Origin of the sequence: Streptomyces lacrimifluminis, assembly GCF_014646095.1 — a bacterium.
GTDB classification, from domain to species: Bacteria; Actinomycetota; Actinomycetes; order Streptomycetales; family Streptomycetaceae; genus Streptomyces; species Streptomyces lacrimifluminis.
Genome location: NZ_BMMU01000010.1, coordinates 1 through 16,927 on the forward strand (window position 1 = coordinate 1; position 16,927 = coordinate 16,927).

The following is a 16,927-nucleotide window of genomic DNA, read 5'->3' on the forward strand; positions in this document are numbered from 1 at the left end:
AGCGCCGATGGTACTGCAGGGGGGACCCTGTGGGAGAGTAGGACACCGCCGAACAAATATTACGAAAAGCCCTGTACCGGGTTCACCGGTACAGGGCTTTTTTGTGTTTCACGGTCAATTGAAAGTGGTGCCTCTCCTCTCCGCTGCAGACGAGAAAAGTTATTCAGAGGCGTCCTGCAGTTTTCAGGGCCAGATATGCGTCTGCCAGTGCCGACGCCAGGTCATCCGGAGTCGCGTCGACAACCGTGACGCCGTGGCGGCGGAGTTGTTCGGCGGTTCGGTGACGTTCCGTCTGTGCTTGGGCGGCGGCTGCGGCCTCGTACACCGCTTCTGTGTTTCCTCGGGCTGCTGTCATGGCTGCGATGTGGGGGTCGGAGACCGAGGCGAGGAGGACTGTGTGGCGCTGCGTCAGTTGTGGGAGGACGGGGAGCAGGCCTTCTTCGATGGGGGCCGTGTCCAGACTGGTGAGCAGGACGATCAGGGAGCGTCTGGGGGCCGTACGGAGGGCGGTGGCCGTGAGGCCGCGGGCGTCGGTTTCGATGAGTTCGGGTTCCACTCCGGCCATCGCGTTGACCAGGGACGGGAGGACATCGGCTGCGGCCCGGCCCTGCACCAGGGCTCGTACCCGGCGGTCGTACGCGAGGAGGTCCACGCGGTCGCCTGCGCGGGAGGCCAGGGCTGCGAGGAGGAGGGCCGCGTCCATGGAGGCGTCCAGGCGGGGGACGTCGCCGACGCGGCCCGCCGACGTACGGCCGGTGTCGAGGACCAGAAGGATGTGACGGTCGCGTTCGGGGCGCCAGGTGCGTACGGCGACCGTGGTCTGGCGGGCTGTGGCGCGCCAGTCGATGGAACGGGTGTCGTCGCCGGGGACGTACTCGCGCAGGCTGTCGAATTCCGTGCCCTCGCCGCGGGTCAGGACGCTGGTGCGGCCGTCGAGTTCGCGCAGGCGGGCGAGCTTAGACGGGAGGTGCTTGCGGCTCGTGAACGGGGGGAGGACGCGTACCGTCCAGGGCACGTGGTGGCTGCCTTGGCGGGCGAAGAGGCCCAGGGGGCCGTACGAGCGGATCGTCACTCGGTCGGCCTGGCGGTCGCCTCGGCGGGTGGGGCGTAGGTGGGTGGTGACGCGGCGGCGTTCGCCGGCGGGGACCGTCAGGCGGTGGCGGGAGGCCTCCACCTCGGTGCCGGACTGCCAGCTGCTGGGGGGCCAGGCATCGCGCAGGCGGGCGCGGAGCAGGCGGCCGGAGGGGTTGGTGACCGTGAGGGTGACGTCCGCTGATTCGTTCAGGCGTACGGATGTGTCGCCGGAGCGGGTGAGGCCGAGGCGGCGTACGGGTGCTGCCAGGGCGAAGTCGCAGGCGCAGGCGACTGCCAGAGAGCCGTTGACCGCGAAGAAGCCCGTCCAGCCGGCGTCCCAGAGGCCGACGGGGATCGAGCCCAGGGCCGCCAGGAGGGCGGCGCGGCCGGTGAGTGCCATCAGCGGGGGACGGGGACGTGGGCGAGGATCGCGTTGATGACCGAGTCGGCCGTCACGCCCTCCATCTCGGCCTCTGGACGGAGTTGCACGCGGTGGCGGAGGGTGGGCAGGGCGAGCGCCTTGACGTCGTCGGGGATGACGTAGTCGCGGCCTGTCAGCCAGGCCCACGCGCGGGACGTCGCGAGGAGGGCCGTGGCGCCTCGGGGGGAGACGCCCAGGGTGAAGGACGGGGAGTCGCGGGTGGCTCGGCAGATGTCCACCACATAGGCCGTGATCTCGGGGGAGATCACCGTCTTGGCGACGGCCGCGCGTGCCGCTTCCAGGTCTGCCGGGCCTGCAACGGGGCGGATGCCGGCGGCGCGCAGGTCGCGCGGGTTGAAGCCCTCGGCGTGGCGGGTGAGGACGTCGATCTCGTCCTGGCGGGAGGGGAGGGGGATCGTGAGCTTGAGGAGGAAACGGTCCAGCTGGGCTTCGGGAAGGGGGTACGTGCCCTCGTACTCGACCGGGTTCTGGGTCGCCGCGACCAGGAACGGGTCGGGGAGGGGGCGGGGGGTGCCGTCGACGGTTACCTGGCGTTCCTCCATGGCTTCCAGGAGGGACGACTGGGTCTTCGGGGGCGTGCGGTTGATCTCGTCCGCGAGGAGGAGGTTGGTGAAGACCGGGCCCGGCTGGAAGGAGAACTCCGCGCTGCGCGTGTCGTAGACGAGGGAGCCGGTGATGTCGCTCGGCATCAGGTCCGGAGTGAACTGGACGCGCTTGGTGTCGAGTTCGAGTGCGGAGGCGAGTGCTCGGACGAGCAGCGTTTTGGCTACTCCGGGGACTCCTTCGAGGAGAACGTGTCCGCGGCAGAGGAGGGCGACGACGAGGCCGGTCACGGCGGGGTCCTGGCCGACCACGGCTTTGGCGATCTCGGCGCGCAGGGCTTCCAGGGAGGCCCGGGCGGTGTCCGGGTTCCCGGGGATCCCGGCGTTGTCAGTGGTCGGGTCCATCATGGACGGCGTACCTCTCTTTCGAGGGCGTCGAGCTGGTCGGCGAGGGAGATGAGGGCGGCGTCGTCGCCGGGCGGCGGGCCGAAGAGGAGGGAGTGCAGGGACTGTCCGTCTCCGTGGTCGTGGAGGTGGGCGGACAGAGCGGGGAGCAGGACCTCGGGCGTGTGCGCCTGGGGCACGGGGACGCCGACGAGGGGGGCGAGGCGGGTGCGGGTGGTGGAGCGAAGAGCGCCTGCCGCGCGGTCGCGGGCGTGGGTCTTGCGGTAGAGGCGGGCGCGGCCTTCGACGGTTTCGGAGGCGCGGATCGCCACGGGGAGACGTTCGGGTACGAGGGGGCCGAATCGGCGTGCCCGCCAGAAGGCGGCCAGAACCGCGGCGAAGAAGAGTTGCAGGGTGCCCCAGAGCCAGCCCGAAGGGAGCAGGTCGAAGAAGCCGCGCTCGCCGGAGTCGGTGCGCGAGCCGTCGGAGAGCGAGGGGAGGTACCAGACCAAGTGGGGCCGGGAACCGAGCAGTTGAAGGGCGAGCGAGGCGTTGCCGTGCTCGTCGAGGCGGTCGTTGTAGAGGATGTCGGGTGCCCCGAGCACGACGGTGTCGCCGTTGCCGGTGACCGCGGGGACGCGTACGAGGGTGGGGAGTCCGTCGCTGGGGTAGCACGCGTCGGCGTCGGTGGCGGTGGTGTCGTAGCGGAAGCCACCCGTGTCGGCGGTGCCCGCGCGTTGGGCGGCGGGCAGGTCGCAGTCGGGGGAGAGCTTCGAGTGGAAGCTGAGTGCGGGGTCTGCGGTGACGCCGGGGGCGAGTGTCCCGACGGACGGGCTGCTGGGGGCGACCAGGACCGTACGTCCGCCGGAGTTCTCCGTCGCCGTGTGCAGTTGTTCCTGTTGACGGTCGGTCAGCAGGTCGGGGGCCGCGATCAGGAGGGTCGTGTCGGCGCCGGCCGCGGTGCTCGCCTCGGCGAGGGTGGTGACCACGCGAGTGGACACACCCCGGTCGGCGAGGAGCGCGGCGACGGCGCGGCTGCCGTGGGGGTCGGCGGACCGTGGGTCGAGGCCGCCGCGCCGGGTGCCGGAGTTGATCACGGCGATCGTGACGGCGCCCACGAGGAGGAGGGCAACGCCGAGAACGACGCCTCGCGCGCGGGTCCACACCTGGCGGGCGGTGGGCGAGGCCGAGGTGGGGGCGGGGAGCGTGACCTCCGTGCTCATTCGGCGGCTCCCTGGGGGGCCTTGGGGGCCGTGCCGGGGGTGCTGCCGAGGCTGGCGAGCACCGGTTTCGTGCGCTCCAGGGCGTCGTCGAGTTCGGTGAGCCGACGGTACATCTGCGGGGTCGCGGTGCGTCCGCCGTACGTCACCTCGTCGAAGTCCCGGGCCGCGGTGCGCAGGCGGTCGGTGTGCGCGGGCAGGGTGCGGCCCGCTTCCGCGGCTGCCTCGTCGGCGGTGCGGCCGGGGCGGGCGTCGAGGAGCGCGCGTTCCTCGAGGGAGCGGACGACGGCACGCATGCGCTCCTGGACGGCCTGGTTCCAGTGGCCCCGGGCGGCGTGGGCCTCGGCGGCGGCGCGGTGTTCGGCGGCACTGCGGGGGCGGTCGTCGAAGAGCACGGCGGAGGATGTGGGGCCGGTGCGCGGGGTGCCGAGACGCCACCACAGGGCGCCGATCAGGGCGACGGCGACCAGGACGACGACCACCAGTCCGACGATTCCTCCGGGGGTCGCGGTCGAGGCCGCGTTGAACACCTTGTCGAGCCAGTCCCAGAAGGCGTCCATGGCCCGTTGGAAGGGGCCCGGTTCGTTCTCGTGGTACATGCGCTTGGACAGCTCGCGCCGGGCCGCCTCCCGCGCGGGATCGCGCGGGATCGTCACCGGGTCGTCGGCGTCGGCCAGCGACAGTACGGCGGTGTCGCCGGCGCGCAGCAGGGCTCGTACGGCCGCTTCGGCGGTGGGCGGCAGGGCCGGCACCGTGGTGATGAATCCCCCCGTCAGGCTCACCGCATCAGCTTCCCGGGGTGGCGCCCGGGGCGCCGGAGCCGGTGCCCTGTACGCCGGCGGCGCGGGCCAGGTCGAGGTCGAGTGCCTCGCGCCGGATGCGCTGGTCGATGTAGAGGAGCACGGTCACGCCCGCGGTGATGGGGAAGGTGATCATGGAGCCGATCACCGAGCCGATGCCGCTGACGATGAGGAACGTCCAGCCGAAGCCGCCCGTGCCGTTGAGGAAGCCGCTGATGCCGTCCCCGGTCAGGGCGGCGGCGACGAAGGTGAACGGCAGGACGACGATGGACGAGACGACGCCCGCGATGATCGAGGCGAGCAACTGGATGCCGAAGACCCGCCACCAGGAGCCACGGACGAGCTTCGCGGAACGGCTGATCGACTTCACGATGCCCTGCTTCTCCAGCATCAGCGCCGGCGAGGCCAGGGAGAAGCGGATCATCAGCCACACCGCGACGATGCTCGCGCCGAAGCCGCCCAGGACGGCCAGCGCCGCGCCTCCGCCCTCCGAGCCCGAGAGGGCCACGAGCAGGCCCGGTGCGACACCGACGCCGACGATCGTGACGACGGTGAGCAGCAGCAGGAAGATGAGACCGAAGAGTTTCGGGATCTGCGGGCGGGCGTCCCGCCAGGCTTCGCCGATGGTCACCGGCTTGCCGAGTACCGCGCGGCTGGTCACGGTCGTGAGCAGGGCGGTCGCGATGACGGTGCCGATCATGGAGATCACGAGGAGGACGCCGGAGCTGAGCACCGCGTCGCCCATGGCGCGGCTCAGTTCCTCGAAGGTGGCGCTCGTGTCGTCGAGGCTGTTGACGCTCGTGCTGTCGTCCAGGAGCAGTCCCTGGAGGAGGATGGCGACGATCTCGGTGACGATCGCGACGGTGAGCGAGATGCCCAGCACGGTGCGCCAGTGGGCGCGCATGGTGGAGACGGCGCCGTCGAGGATCTCGCCGACGCCGAGGGGGCGCAGCGGGATCACGCCGGGTTTGGCGGCGGGCGGGGGGCCGCCCCAGTTGCCTCCCCAGCCGGGGTGGCCGCCGGGCGGGCCGTATCCGCCGTACCCTCCGGGGCCGCCAGGGGCGCCGGGGTGGTTGCCGCCCCAGCCCGGGCCGGGAGGCGGGGGTGGGGGCGGAGCCTGACCGGCGCCCTGGGGGCCGGTGGGGGCGGACCACTGGGCGGGTGGGGGTTGTTCCTTGGACCACTTCGGGCCGGAGCCGGTCGTGTCGGGGTGCGGCTGGTCCGCGGGTTCCGCGGGACCGGGGCGGTCGGCGGGGGCGGACGCGCCGGGCTGCTGCCCTTCGGAGGGGGCAGATCCGGGCGAGGCCCAGCCCGGAGTGTCGTTCATCGTCGCTCCTTCACGGTGCCCGTCCGCGTTCGCGGCAGGTTGGCAGCCATCGTGCCATGGGGAACGCGCGGGGGGATCGGCCCCCGTATGCGGAGGACACCTTCAATTGTCCGACGGATAAGGGGCAGACTGGGTGGATGGCTGATCAGTACGCGCAATCCCGCGAGGACAACCGGCCCACCGAGATACCGGCGATCCGTTGGGAGGAACCTCCCGAGGGCCCGGTGCTGGTCCTTCTCGACCAGACGAGACTGCCTGCCGAGGAGGTCGAGCTGGTCTGTACGGACGCGCCCGCGCTGGTGGCGGCGATCCGTTCGCTGGCCGTGCGCGGGGCGCCGCTGCTCGGCATCGCGGGGGCGTACGGTGTCGCGCTCGCCGCCGCGCGCGGCTTCGACGTGGACGAGGCCGCCGTCGCGCTGGCACAGGCCCGGCCCACCGCAGTGAACCTCCCTGTCGGGGTGCGCAGGGCGCGGGAGGCGTACGAGGTGGAGCTCGCCAGGAGCGGTGACCGGGAGCAGGCGGCCGGGGCGGCGCTGGTCGCGGCGCGGGTGCTGCACCGGGAGGACGCCGAGGCCAGCGCGCGGATGGCCGTGCACGGGCTGGCGCTGCTGGACGAGTTGCTGCCGGGCGGAGGGCACCGGGTGCTCACGCACTGCAACACCGGGTCGCTGGTGTCGGGTGGGGAGGGAACAGCGTTCGCGGTGGCGCTGGCGGCGCACCGGACAGGGCGGCTGCGCAGGCTCTGGGTGGACGAAACGCGCCCGTTGCTGCAAGGTGCTCGCCTGACGGCCTATGAGGCGGCGCGCAGCGGAATGGCGTACACCTTGCTCACGGACAACGCGGCGGGCTCTCTGTTCGCCGCCGGGGAGGTGGACGCGGTACTGATCGGCGCGGATCGGATCGCTGCCGACGGTTCGGTGGCGAACAAGGTGGGGAGCTACCCGCTCGCCGTGCTGGCCCGGTACCACCACGTGCCGTTCATCGTGGTGGCGCCGGTGACGACGGTGGATCCGGACACCCCCGACGGGGCGTCCATCGAGGTGGAACAGCGTGCCGGACATGAGGTGACGGAGATAGCCGCACCTCAGGTGCCGGTGGCGGGAGCGGAAGCGGGAGGCGGGATTCCGGTGGCACCCCTGGGGACCCAGGCGTACAACCCGGCGTTCGATGTGACGCCTCCCGAGTTGGTGACGGCGATCGTCACCGAAGCGGGCGTTGTGTCGCCCGTGACGGCTGCGGCGCTGGCAGAGCTGTGTGACAGGTCACGACAGGTAACGATTTAGTTAATGGGATGATGTCGTTTATGAAGGGACGAGTCCTTGTCGTCGATGACGACACCGCACTGGCCGAGATGCTCGGCATTGTGTTGCGTGGTGAAGGTTTTGAGCCGTCTTTCGTAGCCGACGGCGACAAGGCGCTGGCCGCTTTCCGTGAGTCCAAGCCCGATCTGGTGCTCCTGGACCTGATGCTTCCCGGCCGGGACGGTATCGAGGTGTGCCGCCTGATCAGGGCGGAGTCCGGGGTGCCGATCGTGATGCTCACGGCCAAGAGCGACACCGTCGATGTCGTCGTGGGCCTGGAGTCGGGCGCCGATGACTACATCGTGAAGCCGTTCAAGCCGAAGGAGCTGGTCGCCCGGATCCGGGCGCGGCTGCGGAGGTCGGAGGAACCGGCGCCCGAGCAGTTGGCCATAGGCGACCTCCTCATCGATGTCGCCGGTCACTCCGTGAAGCGGGACGGCCAGTCGATCGCGTTGACGCCTCTGGAGTTCGATCTGCTGGTGGCGCTCGCGCGCAAGCCGTGGCAGGTGTTCACGCGTGAGGTGCTTCTGGAACAGGTCTGGGGGTACCGCCATGCGGCGGACACCCGGCTGGTCAACGTTCATGTGCAGCGGCTGCGCTCCAAGGTCGAGAAGGACCCGGAGCGGCCGGAGATCGTGGTGACCGTCCGTGGCGTCGGTTACAAGGCAGGACCGAGCTGACATGTCCGGGGACAGTGCCGCTTCGCCCCCCGGGCGTTCCGGGGGGCGTGCGGAGCGGCCTGTCGGGCGGCAGAAGGTGAGCAGGGCCGGCTCCGGCTGGCGGCAGTTCTTCGAGGGCGGGCTGCTCCAGGGCGGTGTCCAGGGCAGCCCGGTCCTTCGGCTGCTCATGCGCTGGGTGCGCCGGCCGCTGCTGCCCGTCATGCGGCTGTGGCGGCGCAACATCCAGCTCAAGGTCGTCGCCACGACCTTGCTGATGTCGCTCGGTGTCGTCCTGCTGCTCGGCTTCGTCGTCATCGGGCAGGTGCGCAACGGCCTGCTGGACGCCAAGGTGAAGGCTTCGCAGAGCCAGGCCGCGGGCGGTTTCGCGGTGGCCAAGCAGAAGGCGGACACGGCGGCCAGCGCCAGTGGGGACGACGGTTCCGGCGCGGGTGGCAGGCCCTCGCAGAACGTCATCCAGTGGATGAGCGACCTGGTGGAGTCCCTGTCCAGTGGTGGTCAGGGTGCCTTCGACGTCGTGACGCTTCCGATCGGTCCGGCGGGCGACGACAGTGGCGGCGGGCGCGGCCCGCGTGCCTCCGGTGGGGTGGACCCGACGGCGAGCGTGCCCGAGGCGCTGCGCCAGCAGGCCGACGGCAGCATGCTGATGGCCCAGAGCTACACCCGCATCATCTACACCAACGGCAGCGAGTCGCAGCCCGCGCTGATCATCGGCAAGCAGGTCGACGACCCGAACGGTGACCCGTACCAGCTGTACTACCTCTTCCCGCTCACCCAGGAGGAGAAGTCGCTGAGCCTGGTCAAGGGGACGCTGGCGACCGCCGGGCTGTTCGTCGTCGTACTCCTGGGGGCCATCGCCTGGCTGGTGGTGCGGCAGGTCGTGACGCCCGTGCGGATGGCGGCGGGGATCGCCGAGCGGCTGTCCGCCGGGCGGCTGCAGGAGCGGATGAAGGTCACCGGCGAGGACGACATCGCACGGCTCGGCGAAGCCTTCAACAAGATGGCGCAGAATCTCCAGCTGAAGATTCAGCAGTTGGAGGAGCTGTCGCGGATGCAGCGCCGGTTCGTGTCCGACGTGTCGCATGAACTGCGGACGCCGCTGACGACCGTACGGATGGCCGCGGATGTCATCCATGACGCGCGCGTGGACTTCGATCCGGTGACCGCGCGGTCGGCCGAACTGCTCGCCGACCAGCTGGACCGGTTCGAGACGCTGCTCGCGGACCTGCTGGAGATCAGCCGGTTCGACGCGGGCGCCGCGGCGCTGGAGGCCGAGCCGATAGACCTCAGGCAGGTCGTACGGCGCGTGGTGAGCGGTGCCGAGCCGCTGGCCGAGCGCAAGGGGACGACGGTACGGGTCGTCGGCGATCAGCAGCCTGTCGTGGCCGAGGCCGACGCGCGGCGGGTGGAGCGGGTGCTGCGCAACCTCGTGGTCAACGCGGTGGAGCACGGCGAGGGCAAGGACGTCATCGTGAAGCTGGCCGCCGCGGGCGGTGCGGTCGCGGTGGCCGTGCGTGACTACGGGGTCGGGCTCAAGCCCGGCGAGGCGACGCGGGTCTTCAGCCGCTTCTGGCGGGCCGACCCGGCACGCGCGCGTACCACCGGCGGTACGGGCCTCGGCCTGTCCATCGCGCTGGAGGACGCGCGGCTGCACGGCGGCTGGCTGCAGGCGTGGGGCGAGCCGGGCGGTGGTTCGCAGTTCCGGCTGACACTGCCGCGCACCGCCGACGAGCACCTGCGGGGCTCGCCCATACCGCTGGAGCCCAAGGACTCACGGCGCCATCGGGGACTCGATGACGCGGGTCTGCCGTATGCCGGCAGCGACAAGCTGGCCACGGTGCCGATGCAGACGGCGGCCACGGAACAGCGGCCGATAGCGCCGCGCCTCGCCGGCCCGGCCCCGACCGCGGACCCCACCGCGCTGCCCGGCAACGGCGCTCGCGTGGTGCCGCGCCCGGTCGGTGGCGCGCGGCGGGACGGTGTGTCCGGTACGGAGTCGGAGCCCGAGGACAGGGACAGGGTGTCCTCGGATGCCGTGCCAGAACGTGTGGAACAGCAAGGGGAGGCATTTCGTGGGCCCTGACCGCGAGCGGGACGGTCGGCGCCGGGAAACGGCTCGCGCGGTGGTGTACGCCGCCTGTGGCGCCGTACTGCTGGCCGGATGCGCCTCGATGCCCGACAGCGGGGATCTGCGCGGAGTCGAGTCCACGCCCCGGCAGGACGCCCAGGTACGGGTCTTCGCCCTGCCGCCCCACGAGAACGCCCCGCCGGCGCAGATCGTCCAGGGCTTCCTGGAGGCGCTGACCAGCGACGATCCGCACTATGAGACCGCGCTCAAGTACCTGACGCCGGGTGCCGCGAAGGAGTGGCGGCCCGACGCGTCGACCACGGTGCTGGACGGTGGACCCAGCGCCGAGCCCGTGCACGTGGGCGGCCGGGACGACCCGGACGACTACACGTCCACGCTGACCGGCGGCAGGTTCGCCACGCTGGACTCCCAGCAGTCGTACGAACCCGCCGACGGAAAGTACCGGGAGACGCTGCACCTCACGCGGGAGAAGAAGAGCGGGCAGTGGCGGATCGACGACCTGCCGCAGGGCATCGTCATGGGCAAGTCGGACTTCCTGCGCAACTACACGTCCGTCAACAAGTACTACTTCGCGTCGAACACGCCGACGGAGTCGGACGGCCAGCCCGTGTCCGTCGCCGATCCGGTGTACGTCCGCAAGAAGGTCGACCCGATGACCCAGACGGTGCTTTCGCTGCTGGAGGGCCCTTCGCGCTGGCTGGGCCCGGTCGTCAGGTCGAGTTTCCCCACCGGTACGGCGCTCAGGAAGGGCGTCACCTCGCTGACCCCCGACGACCAGAACCGGTTGACGGTGCCGCTCAACGACAAGGCGGGCCGGGTCGGGTCCGCCAAGTGCACCGAGATGGCCGCGCAGCTCCTCTACACGCTCCAGGACCTGACCCCCACGGGGGTCGACGAGGTCGCACTGCAGCGCGCCAACGGCAGCCAGCTGTGCGTCCTCGGCAAGGACCAGGCCGAGATCGTCGCCGTGCGCGGTGTGGTGCAGCACCCCGAGTTCCAGTACTTCATCGACGGCAAGCACCGCCTCGTACGTGTGGCCGGGGACAGCCTCGAAGCCGCCGCCGACGTCACCCCGGTGCCGGGCGCGCTCGGCGAGGGCGAGAAGCAACTGCGGTCCGCGGCGGTCTCGCGGGACGAGGACAGCGCGGCCGGGGTCTCGCTGGACGGGACCATGCTCTACGTCGGGTCGCTGGTGTCCGGCGGATCCCTCGGTGAGCCCGTGCTGACCAGCGAGGGCACCACCAAGGCCGACCGGCTGACCACCCCCAGCTGGGACGGCGACGGCGACCTGTGGGTGGCCGACCGCAACCCCGAGAAGCCGCGTCTGCTGCTCCTGGAGAAGGGCGCGGGCGAGCCGCTGGAAGTGAGGACTCCGGGGCTCGACGGGCGCATCGAGGCGGTACGGGTGGCCGCTGACGGGGTGCGGATCGCGCTCATCGTGGAGAAGGACGGCCTGCGGTCCCTGTACATCGGACGGATCGAGCGGGACGAGCGGTCGGCGGCGGCGTCGGGCGGATCGTCCCGGGAGAAGACGGCGGCGGAGCAGCGGGCCGGGGAGCGGTCGGCCGTGTCGGTCCTCGAACTGCGCTCGGTGACACCGCAGTTGGAGGAGGTCACCGCCATGTCATGGGCCGGGGACAGTCGGCTCGTGGTGGTGGGACGGGAGCAGGACGGCGTGCAGCAGATGGGATACGTGCAGGTCGACGGCTCCACGCCGGTGGGGTCGGCGCCGGCCGCGCTGACCGGGGTGAAGGGAATCGCCGCTTCCGAGGACGAGAGGCTGCCGCTGGTGGCGTACTCGGAGGAGGACGGGATCGTGCGCCTGCTGTCCGGGTCCAAGTGGCAGAAGCTGGTCAAGGAGGGGTCCGCTCCGGTGTACCCGGGGTGACAGCCCTCTGGTTCTACGGCTGTCCGGTTTCCGGGTCGGGTCGTGGATCCCAGTGGGGAAGTGGAAGGTGACGGCCCGTCGGATGCCCGGCGGGCCGTCGGCGTTGCCGGGTGCCGCTCGTGGAGCGGGGGGAGTTGTCCACAGGGAGTTATCCACAGGGGTGGCCGGGTGGCGCCGCTGTTGGCACAGTGGTGGGCATGCGGGGGTGGTGGCAGGATCTCGGCGACCTGGTGCTGCCGGCCGAGTGCGGCGGCTGCGGAAGGCCTCGCACGATGCTCTGCCCGGAGTGCCGCGCCGCTCTGAACGGGACCGCACCGAGCCGGGTGCGGCCGGTGCCGGAGCCGCCCGGGCTGCCGGTGGTGCATGCGGCGGCCCGGTACGAGGACGAGGTGCGCGCGGTGCTCCTCGCGCACAAGGAAAGGGGTGCGCTGGCCCTCGCGGGGCCACTCGGGACGGCGCTGGCTGGAGCCGTGCGGACGGGGCTCGGCGGGGCCCTGTGCGGCAATACGGACGTGCTGCTCGTTCCTGTGCCGTCCGCGCGCCGGGCCGTGCGGGCCCGGGGGCATGATCCGGCTCGGCGTATCGCGCTCGCCGCGGCGGGTGAGCTGCGCGGGTCCGGGATGCCGGCCCGGGTGCTGGCGGTGCTGCGCCAGCGGCGTGCCGTGGCCGATCAGGCGGGCCTCAACTCCCGGCAGCGGCTGGACAACCTCGCCGGCGCGCTGAGCGTGGCCGAGGGGGGCGGACGGCTGCTGGCCGGGGCGGGTGCGGTCGTCCTGGTCGACGATCTGATGACGACCGGGGCCTCACTTGCCGAGGCGGCGCGTGCCGTGCGGGAAGCGATCGGGGGCGCGGAGACCGGTGGGGTGAACGGGGCGGAACGGTCGGGAGAGGTGGGAAACGTGAGAGGAGCGAAAAACGTCGTGTATTCGGAAGCGGGGCGGGAAGGCAGAGGACAGCGGCGCACAGGAGCCACGGCCATGGGTGTGGAGCGGAGGTCAGGAGTGTCGGGAATGGTGGCGCTGGGCGCCTTCGGAGGCATGATCTGCGCGGCTGTGGTCGCAGCGACGCCTGATTCTTTCGAAATAAACCGGAACTGACCACCAACTTGCATCGTTGCAGGTAGTGAGAGGAACAATTCACTTGAACGGAGGTACGCGGCAGTAGAGGGTGACGACATCCGTCCGGGCGAGATATGTTCGGTTGTGAGGGAAAGCCGCAGGCCACACCTCGCAAATCCGAATGCTGTGCTGCGGGTTTTGCCAATCACCCCTCGGCCGGCCGCGTGGGGATCTTGCCCATGGGGGAGGAGGAGGTGGAAGTCACCGAGTCCGAGGTTCCGGAGTACACCGGAGCCTGGTGCAAAAGGGAGACGCTTCGCCGCTGAAGCGGAGCGATCCGGGAACGGAGTTCTGCGTGGACATCGTCGTCAAGGGACGCAAGACCGAGGTGCCCGAGCGGTTCCGGAAGCATGTTGCCGAGAAGCTGAGGCTGGACAGGATCCAGAAGCTCGACGGCAAGGTGATCAGCCTCGACGTCGAGGTGTCCAAGGAGCCCAACCCCCGGCAGGCCGACCGCTCCGACCGAGTGGAGATCACGCTCCACTCCCGCGGTCCGGTGATCCGGGCGGAAGCAGCGGCAAGCGACCCGTACGCGGCACTCGACCTCGCGGCGGACAAGCTCGAGGCCCGGCTGCGGAAGCAGCACGACAAGCGTTACACCCGCCGGGGCGCCGGCCGGCTCACAGCCGCCGAGGTCGCCGACCACGTCCCGGACGCGGCAACGCTGAACGCCAATGGTCACCCCGTCCACGAGGAAGACGCGGACGGCGTGCCCGTCAAGAGGATCGGCTCGCTGGAAGTGAAGGGCGAAGGACCCCTCGTCGTCCGGGAGAAGACCCACGTCGCTTCCCCGATGACGCTCGACCAGGCGCTCTACGAGATGGAACTGGTCGGCCACGACTTCTATCTGTTCGTCGACTCCGAGACCAAGGAACCGAGTGTCGTCTACCGGCGGCACGCCTACGACTACGGCGTGATCCACCTCAACACGGACCCGATGGTCGCCCATCAGGCGCATTCCCCCGCGGCGGGTGGCACGCTGGGCGGCTGACCGCCCCCGGTGACAGCCGATCGGGTGCCCCTGGAGCGCGTGTGCGCCCCCAGGGGCACCCGTGCACGCCCCCTCCGGGACCCGCTCTGTCACCGCACTGTCGCCCGGGCATGGAATCATGGCCGCAACGGCTCAACCGGTGGGTCGTTGCCTTGGGTTGGCGATGGCATGAACCACAGGCCAAAGCCTTCAGGGGGAGGAACGATGGCGGACAGCTTCGGACCGATGCAGGTCGAGGATGCCGACGACGGCGTCACCGGCATGGGCCCGGACGCGGGCACCTCGCGCAAGGAGCCGATCAGAGTCCTTGTCGTGGACGACCACGCGCTCTTCCGCCGCGGACTGGAGATCGTGCTCGCGGCCGAGGAGGACATCCAGGTCATCGGCGAGGCGGCGGACGGTGCGGAGGCTGTCGACAAGGCCGCCGACCTGCTGCCCGACATCGTCCTGATGGACGTACGGATGCCGAAACGCGGGGGGATCGAGGCGTGCACCTCCATCAAGGAGGTCGCGCCCAGCGCCAAGATCATCATGCTGACGATCAGCGATGAGGAAGCCGATCTGTACGAGGCGATCAAGGCGGGTGCCACCGGCTATCTCCTCAAGGAGATCTCCACGGACGAGGTGGCCACCGCCATTCGTGCGGTGGCCGACGGGCAGTCGCAGATCAGCCCCTCGATGGCGTCGAAACTGCTCACCGAATTCAAGTCGATGATCCAGCGGACGGACGAGCGGCGGCTGGTGCCCGCGCCGCGGCTCACGGATCGCGAGCTGGAAGTGCTCAAGCTGGTCGCCACCGGGATGAACAACCGCGATATCGCCAAGGAGTTGTTCATCTCCGAGAACACCGTGAAGAACCATGTGCGCAACATCCTGGAGAAGCTGCAGCTGCACTCCAGGATGGAAGCGGTGGTTTACGCGATGCGGGAGAAGATCCTCGAGATCCGGTAAGGGCGGTCGGGGTGGCGCGGGCGGGTAGCAGTAGTGGTGGTGCTGCCGGGTGGGGGAGCGGTCGGCGTCGGGTCAGGTGAGTGCCTGGGCCAGTTCCCTTTCCAGGGAAGCGCGTAGGTCCGGGGCGTCCACCCGTTCCACTCGTACGTTCGTGCAGTTCACCCAGCTTGCCGCCTCCAGCAGGGCCTGGGCCACCGCCGGGACCGCCTTCGGGCCGTGCAGGGAGACCTGTCTGGCCACCAGGGTGTTGCCTTCCCTGGCGGGGTCCACCCTGCCGACGAGGTGGCCGCCGGCGAGGACCGGCATCGCGAAGTAGCCGTGCACGCGCTTCGGCTTGGGGACGTAGGCCTCCAGGCGGTGGGTGAACCCGAAGATCCGCTCCGTGCGGGCCCGTTCCCAGATCAGGGAGTCGAAGGGGGAGAGCAGGGTCGTGCGGTGGCGGCCCCGTGCGGGTGCCTCCAGGGCCGCCGGGTCCGCCCAGGCCGGTTTGCCCCACCCTTCGACCGTGACGGGAACCAGACCCGAGTCCGCGATCACCGCGTCGACCTGTTCCGCCTTGAGGCGGTGGTAGTCGGCGATGTCCGCGCGGGTGCCGACGCCCAGGGACCGGCCCGCGAGGCGGACCAGGCGGCGCAGGCATTCGGCGTCGTCTAGCTCGTCCTGCAGCAGGGTGTCCGGGATGGCGCGCTCTGCCAGGTCGTACACCCGCTTCCAGCCTCGGCGCTCCACGCACACCACCTCGCCGTACATCAGGGCGCGTTCGACGGCGACCTTCGTGCCGGACCAGTCCCACCAGTCGCTGGTGCGTTTCGCGCCGCCCAACTCCGTTGCCGTGAGGGGGCCTTGTGTGCGCAGTTGCTTGATGACCTGCTCGTAGGTGCCGGGCGGGAGGTCGTGGCCCCAAAGAGGGCGGGAGCGGTAGGCGCGGCGGCGGAAGGCGAAGTGGGGCCACTCCTCCACGGGGAGGACGCAGGCGGCGTGCGACCAGTATTCGAAGGCGTGGGGGTTCGTCGACGTGGGGTTCCAGTAGGCGTCTTCGATCTTCTTGCGCGGTATGGCGCCCAGGCGGGCGTACGGGATGAGTTCGTGGGAGCGGGCGAGTACCGAGATCGTGTCGAGCTGGACCGCGCCCAGGTGGCGGAGGATGCCGCGGACGCCTGCCTTGCGGTTGGGGGTGCCGAGGAAGCCCTGGGCGCGTAGGGCGATGCGGCGGGCCTCGTCGGCGGAGAGTTCGGTGTGGGGGGTTGGTGGTTGGGGGGTGGGGGTGGGATGGGGCGGGCTGCTCGTCATGCCCACGCACGATAGGGGGTGGGACTGACAGTGGGGGTGAGCTGGGGGTTTGGGGGTGGTGGGGTTCGCCCCCGCCGCCCTTACCCGTCCCATCCTGTCCCGGGGGGCTGCGCCCCCAGACCCCCCTTTCGCGCTGAACGCGCTCGTCCTCATACGCCGGACGGGCTGGAAGCACCTGGGCCCGGGAGGTACGGAGCCGTGGAGGGGAGGCCGATGTCCGAGGGGAGGAGGGAAGCCACCCAGCAGTCGCGGCGTACTCCCTTGTTGTTGATCGCTGAGCGCAGCGTGCCCTCCATGGTGAAGCCCGCTTTCTGTGCCGCTGCTCGGGATGCCTCGTTGCCCACCTCCGCCCGCCATTCCACGCGGTCCACCGACAGGTGGGTGAAGGCCCAGTGGGAGGCGGTGATCGTGGCCTCGGTGATGTAGCCGTTGCCGCGGTGGGCCTTGGCGGCCCAGAAGCCGACTTCGCTCACGCCCAGGGAGCGCATGGTGAGGGCGAGCATGCCCACCAGTTCCTCCCCTTCGGGGAGGAAGACGCCGAACGTGAACATCGAGCCGTCCGCCCAGCCGTCGGGCACCAGCTGGGAGGTGAAGCCGAGTGCGTGCTCGGGGAGGTAGGGGGACGGGATCGTCGTCCAGCGCTGGATGTCGGCGTCCTGTACCGCCGCGTACACGGCGTCCGTGTCGTGCGGGCCGACCGTGCGCAGGAGAAGACGGGCCGTGGTGAGCGTGACGGGGTCCATCGGCCGATTCTGCTCGGGGGAGGATGAGGGCGCCATCCCTTTCGCCGGGCGTGAGTTCGTGATCACAATTCGCGCAATTCGTGGGTGGGG

The 16,927-nt window shown here is 70.7% G+C and carries 14 protein-coding genes; 7 read left to right on the forward strand and 7 right to left on the reverse strand.

Translation table 11 applies throughout. From position 1 onward, the window contains the following. Positions 1-163 precede the first annotated feature (163 nt). Genes IEY89_RS16770 through IEY89_RS16790 form a run of 5 tightly spaced genes read right to left on the reverse strand, consistent with a single transcriptional unit; the run spans position 164 to position 5,789 of the window. A complete protein-coding gene (locus tag IEY89_RS16770) occupies positions 164-1,474 on the reverse strand; it encodes a DUF58 domain-containing protein (RefSeq protein ID WP_189148214.1) in 1,311 nt (436 codons plus the stop codon). Further along, positions 1,474-2,463 carry an AAA family ATPase gene (locus tag IEY89_RS16775; protein WP_189148399.1) on the reverse strand — a complete coding sequence of 330 codons (990 nt, stop codon included), beginning with the start codon at positions 2,461-2,463 and terminating at the stop codon, positions 1,474-1,476. The genes IEY89_RS16770 and IEY89_RS16775 overlap by 1 nt, the downstream gene beginning before the upstream one ends. Beyond that, positions 2,463-3,665: a DUF4350 domain-containing protein gene (locus IEY89_RS16780; protein WP_189148215.1), complete on the reverse strand. Its 1,203-nt coding sequence runs from the start codon at positions 3,663-3,665 to the stop codon at positions 2,463-2,465. The genes IEY89_RS16775 and IEY89_RS16780 overlap by 1 nt, the downstream gene beginning before the upstream one ends. Beyond that, complete coding sequence (locus IEY89_RS16785) at positions 3,662-4,444, reverse strand: DUF4129 domain-containing protein (RefSeq protein WP_189148216.1); 783 nt, start codon at positions 4,442-4,444, stop codon at positions 3,662-3,664. The genes IEY89_RS16780 and IEY89_RS16785 overlap by 4 nt, the downstream gene beginning before the upstream one ends. 4 nt (positions 4,445-4,448) lie before the next feature. Further along, positions 4,449-5,789 carry a DUF7847 domain-containing protein gene (locus IEY89_RS16790; RefSeq protein ID WP_189148217.1) on the reverse strand — a complete coding sequence of 447 codons (1,341 nt, stop codon included), beginning with the start codon at positions 5,787-5,789 and terminating at the stop codon, positions 4,449-4,451. Positions 5,790-5,926: 137 nt separating this feature from the next. Here IEY89_RS16790 and mtnA point away from each other — a divergent pair, with 137 nt between their 5' ends. From mtnA to IEY89_RS16825, 7 genes are all read left to right on the forward strand, one after another. After that, positions 5,927-7,072, forward strand: a complete 1,146-nt coding sequence (gene mtnA, locus IEY89_RS16795) for an S-methyl-5-thioribose-1-phosphate isomerase (RefSeq protein WP_189148218.1) — start codon at positions 5,927-5,929, stop codon at positions 7,070-7,072. Positions 7,073-7,080: 8 nt separating this feature from the next. After that, positions 7,081-7,770 carry a two-component system response regulator MtrA gene (gene mtrA / locus IEY89_RS16800; protein ID WP_189148219.1) on the forward strand — a complete coding sequence of 230 codons (690 nt, stop codon included), beginning with the start codon at positions 7,081-7,083 and terminating at the stop codon, positions 7,768-7,770. A gap of 1 nt (position 7,771) precedes the next feature. Beyond that, positions 7,772-9,850 carry an MtrAB system histidine kinase MtrB gene (gene mtrB / locus IEY89_RS16805; RefSeq protein ID WP_189148220.1) on the forward strand — a complete coding sequence of 693 codons (2,079 nt, stop codon included), beginning with the start codon at positions 7,772-7,774 and terminating at the stop codon, positions 9,848-9,850. Beyond that, entirely contained in the window at positions 9,840-11,744 is a 1,905-nt protein-coding gene (locus tag IEY89_RS16810; RefSeq protein WP_189148221.1) for an LpqB family beta-propeller domain-containing protein, read from the forward strand. The genes mtrB and IEY89_RS16810 overlap by 11 nt, the downstream gene beginning before the upstream one ends. A gap of 197 nt (positions 11,745-11,941) precedes the next feature. After that, entirely contained in the window at positions 11,942-12,841 is a 900-nt protein-coding gene (locus tag IEY89_RS16815; protein ID WP_189148222.1) for a ComF family protein, read from the forward strand. A gap of 316 nt (positions 12,842-13,157) precedes the next feature. Continuing rightward, on the forward strand, positions 13,158-13,853 hold the full coding sequence (gene hpf / locus IEY89_RS16820) for a ribosome hibernation-promoting factor, HPF/YfiA family (RefSeq protein WP_373287251.1): 696 nt from the start codon (positions 13,158-13,160) through the stop codon (positions 13,851-13,853). A gap of 204 nt (positions 13,854-14,057) precedes the next feature. After that, positions 14,058-14,804, forward strand: a complete 747-nt coding sequence (locus IEY89_RS16825) for a response regulator (protein ID WP_189148223.1) — start codon at positions 14,058-14,060, stop codon at positions 14,802-14,804. A gap of 72 nt (positions 14,805-14,876) precedes the next feature. Here IEY89_RS16825 and IEY89_RS16830 read toward each other — a convergent pair whose 3' ends face one another. Beyond that, positions 14,877-16,094 carry a winged helix-turn-helix domain-containing protein gene (locus tag IEY89_RS16830; RefSeq protein ID WP_189148224.1) on the reverse strand — a complete coding sequence of 406 codons (1,218 nt, stop codon included), beginning with the start codon at positions 16,092-16,094 and terminating at the stop codon, positions 14,877-14,879. 149 nt (positions 16,095-16,243) lie between these two features. Further along, complete coding sequence (locus IEY89_RS16835) at positions 16,244-16,837, reverse strand: GNAT family N-acetyltransferase (RefSeq protein WP_189148225.1); 594 nt, start codon at positions 16,835-16,837, stop codon at positions 16,244-16,246. Positions 16,838-16,927: the final 90 nt, after the last annotated feature.

Bases quoted from the DNA above. Each gene is read 5' to 3' on its own strand.
- IEY89_RS16770 (WP_189148214.1), bottom strand. From the start codon at position 1,474: ATGGCACTCACCGGCCGCGCCGCCCTCCTGGCGGCCCTGGGCTCGATC.
- IEY89_RS16775 (WP_189148399.1), bottom strand. From the start codon at position 2,463: ATGGACCCGACCACTGACAACGCCGGGATCCCCGGGAACCCGGACACC.
- IEY89_RS16780 (WP_189148215.1), bottom strand. From the start codon at position 3,665: ATGAGCACGGAGGTCACGCTCCCCGCCCCCACCTCGGCCTCGCCCACC.
- IEY89_RS16790 (WP_189148217.1), bottom strand. From the start codon at position 5,789: ATGAACGACACTCCGGGCTGGGCCTCGCCCGGATCTGCCCCCTCCGAA.
- mtnA (WP_189148218.1), top strand. From the start codon at position 5,927: ATGGCTGATCAGTACGCGCAATCCCGCGAGGACAACCGGCCCACCGAG.
- mtrA (WP_189148219.1), top strand. From the start codon at position 7,081: ATGATGTCGTTTATGAAGGGACGAGTCCTTGTCGTCGATGACGACACC.
- mtrB (WP_189148220.1), top strand. From the start codon at position 7,772: ATGTCCGGGGACAGTGCCGCTTCGCCCCCCGGGCGTTCCGGGGGGCGT.
- IEY89_RS16815 (WP_189148222.1), top strand. From the start codon at position 11,942: ATGCGGGGGTGGTGGCAGGATCTCGGCGACCTGGTGCTGCCGGCCGAG.
- IEY89_RS16825 (WP_189148223.1), top strand. From the start codon at position 14,058: ATGGCGGACAGCTTCGGACCGATGCAGGTCGAGGATGCCGACGACGGC.
- IEY89_RS16830 (WP_189148224.1), bottom strand. From the start codon at position 16,094: ATGACGAGCAGCCCGCCCCATCCCACCCCCACCCCCCAACCACCAACC.
- IEY89_RS16835 (WP_189148225.1), bottom strand. From the start codon at position 16,837: ATGGACCCCGTCACGCTCACCACGGCCCGTCTTCTCCTGCGCACGGTC.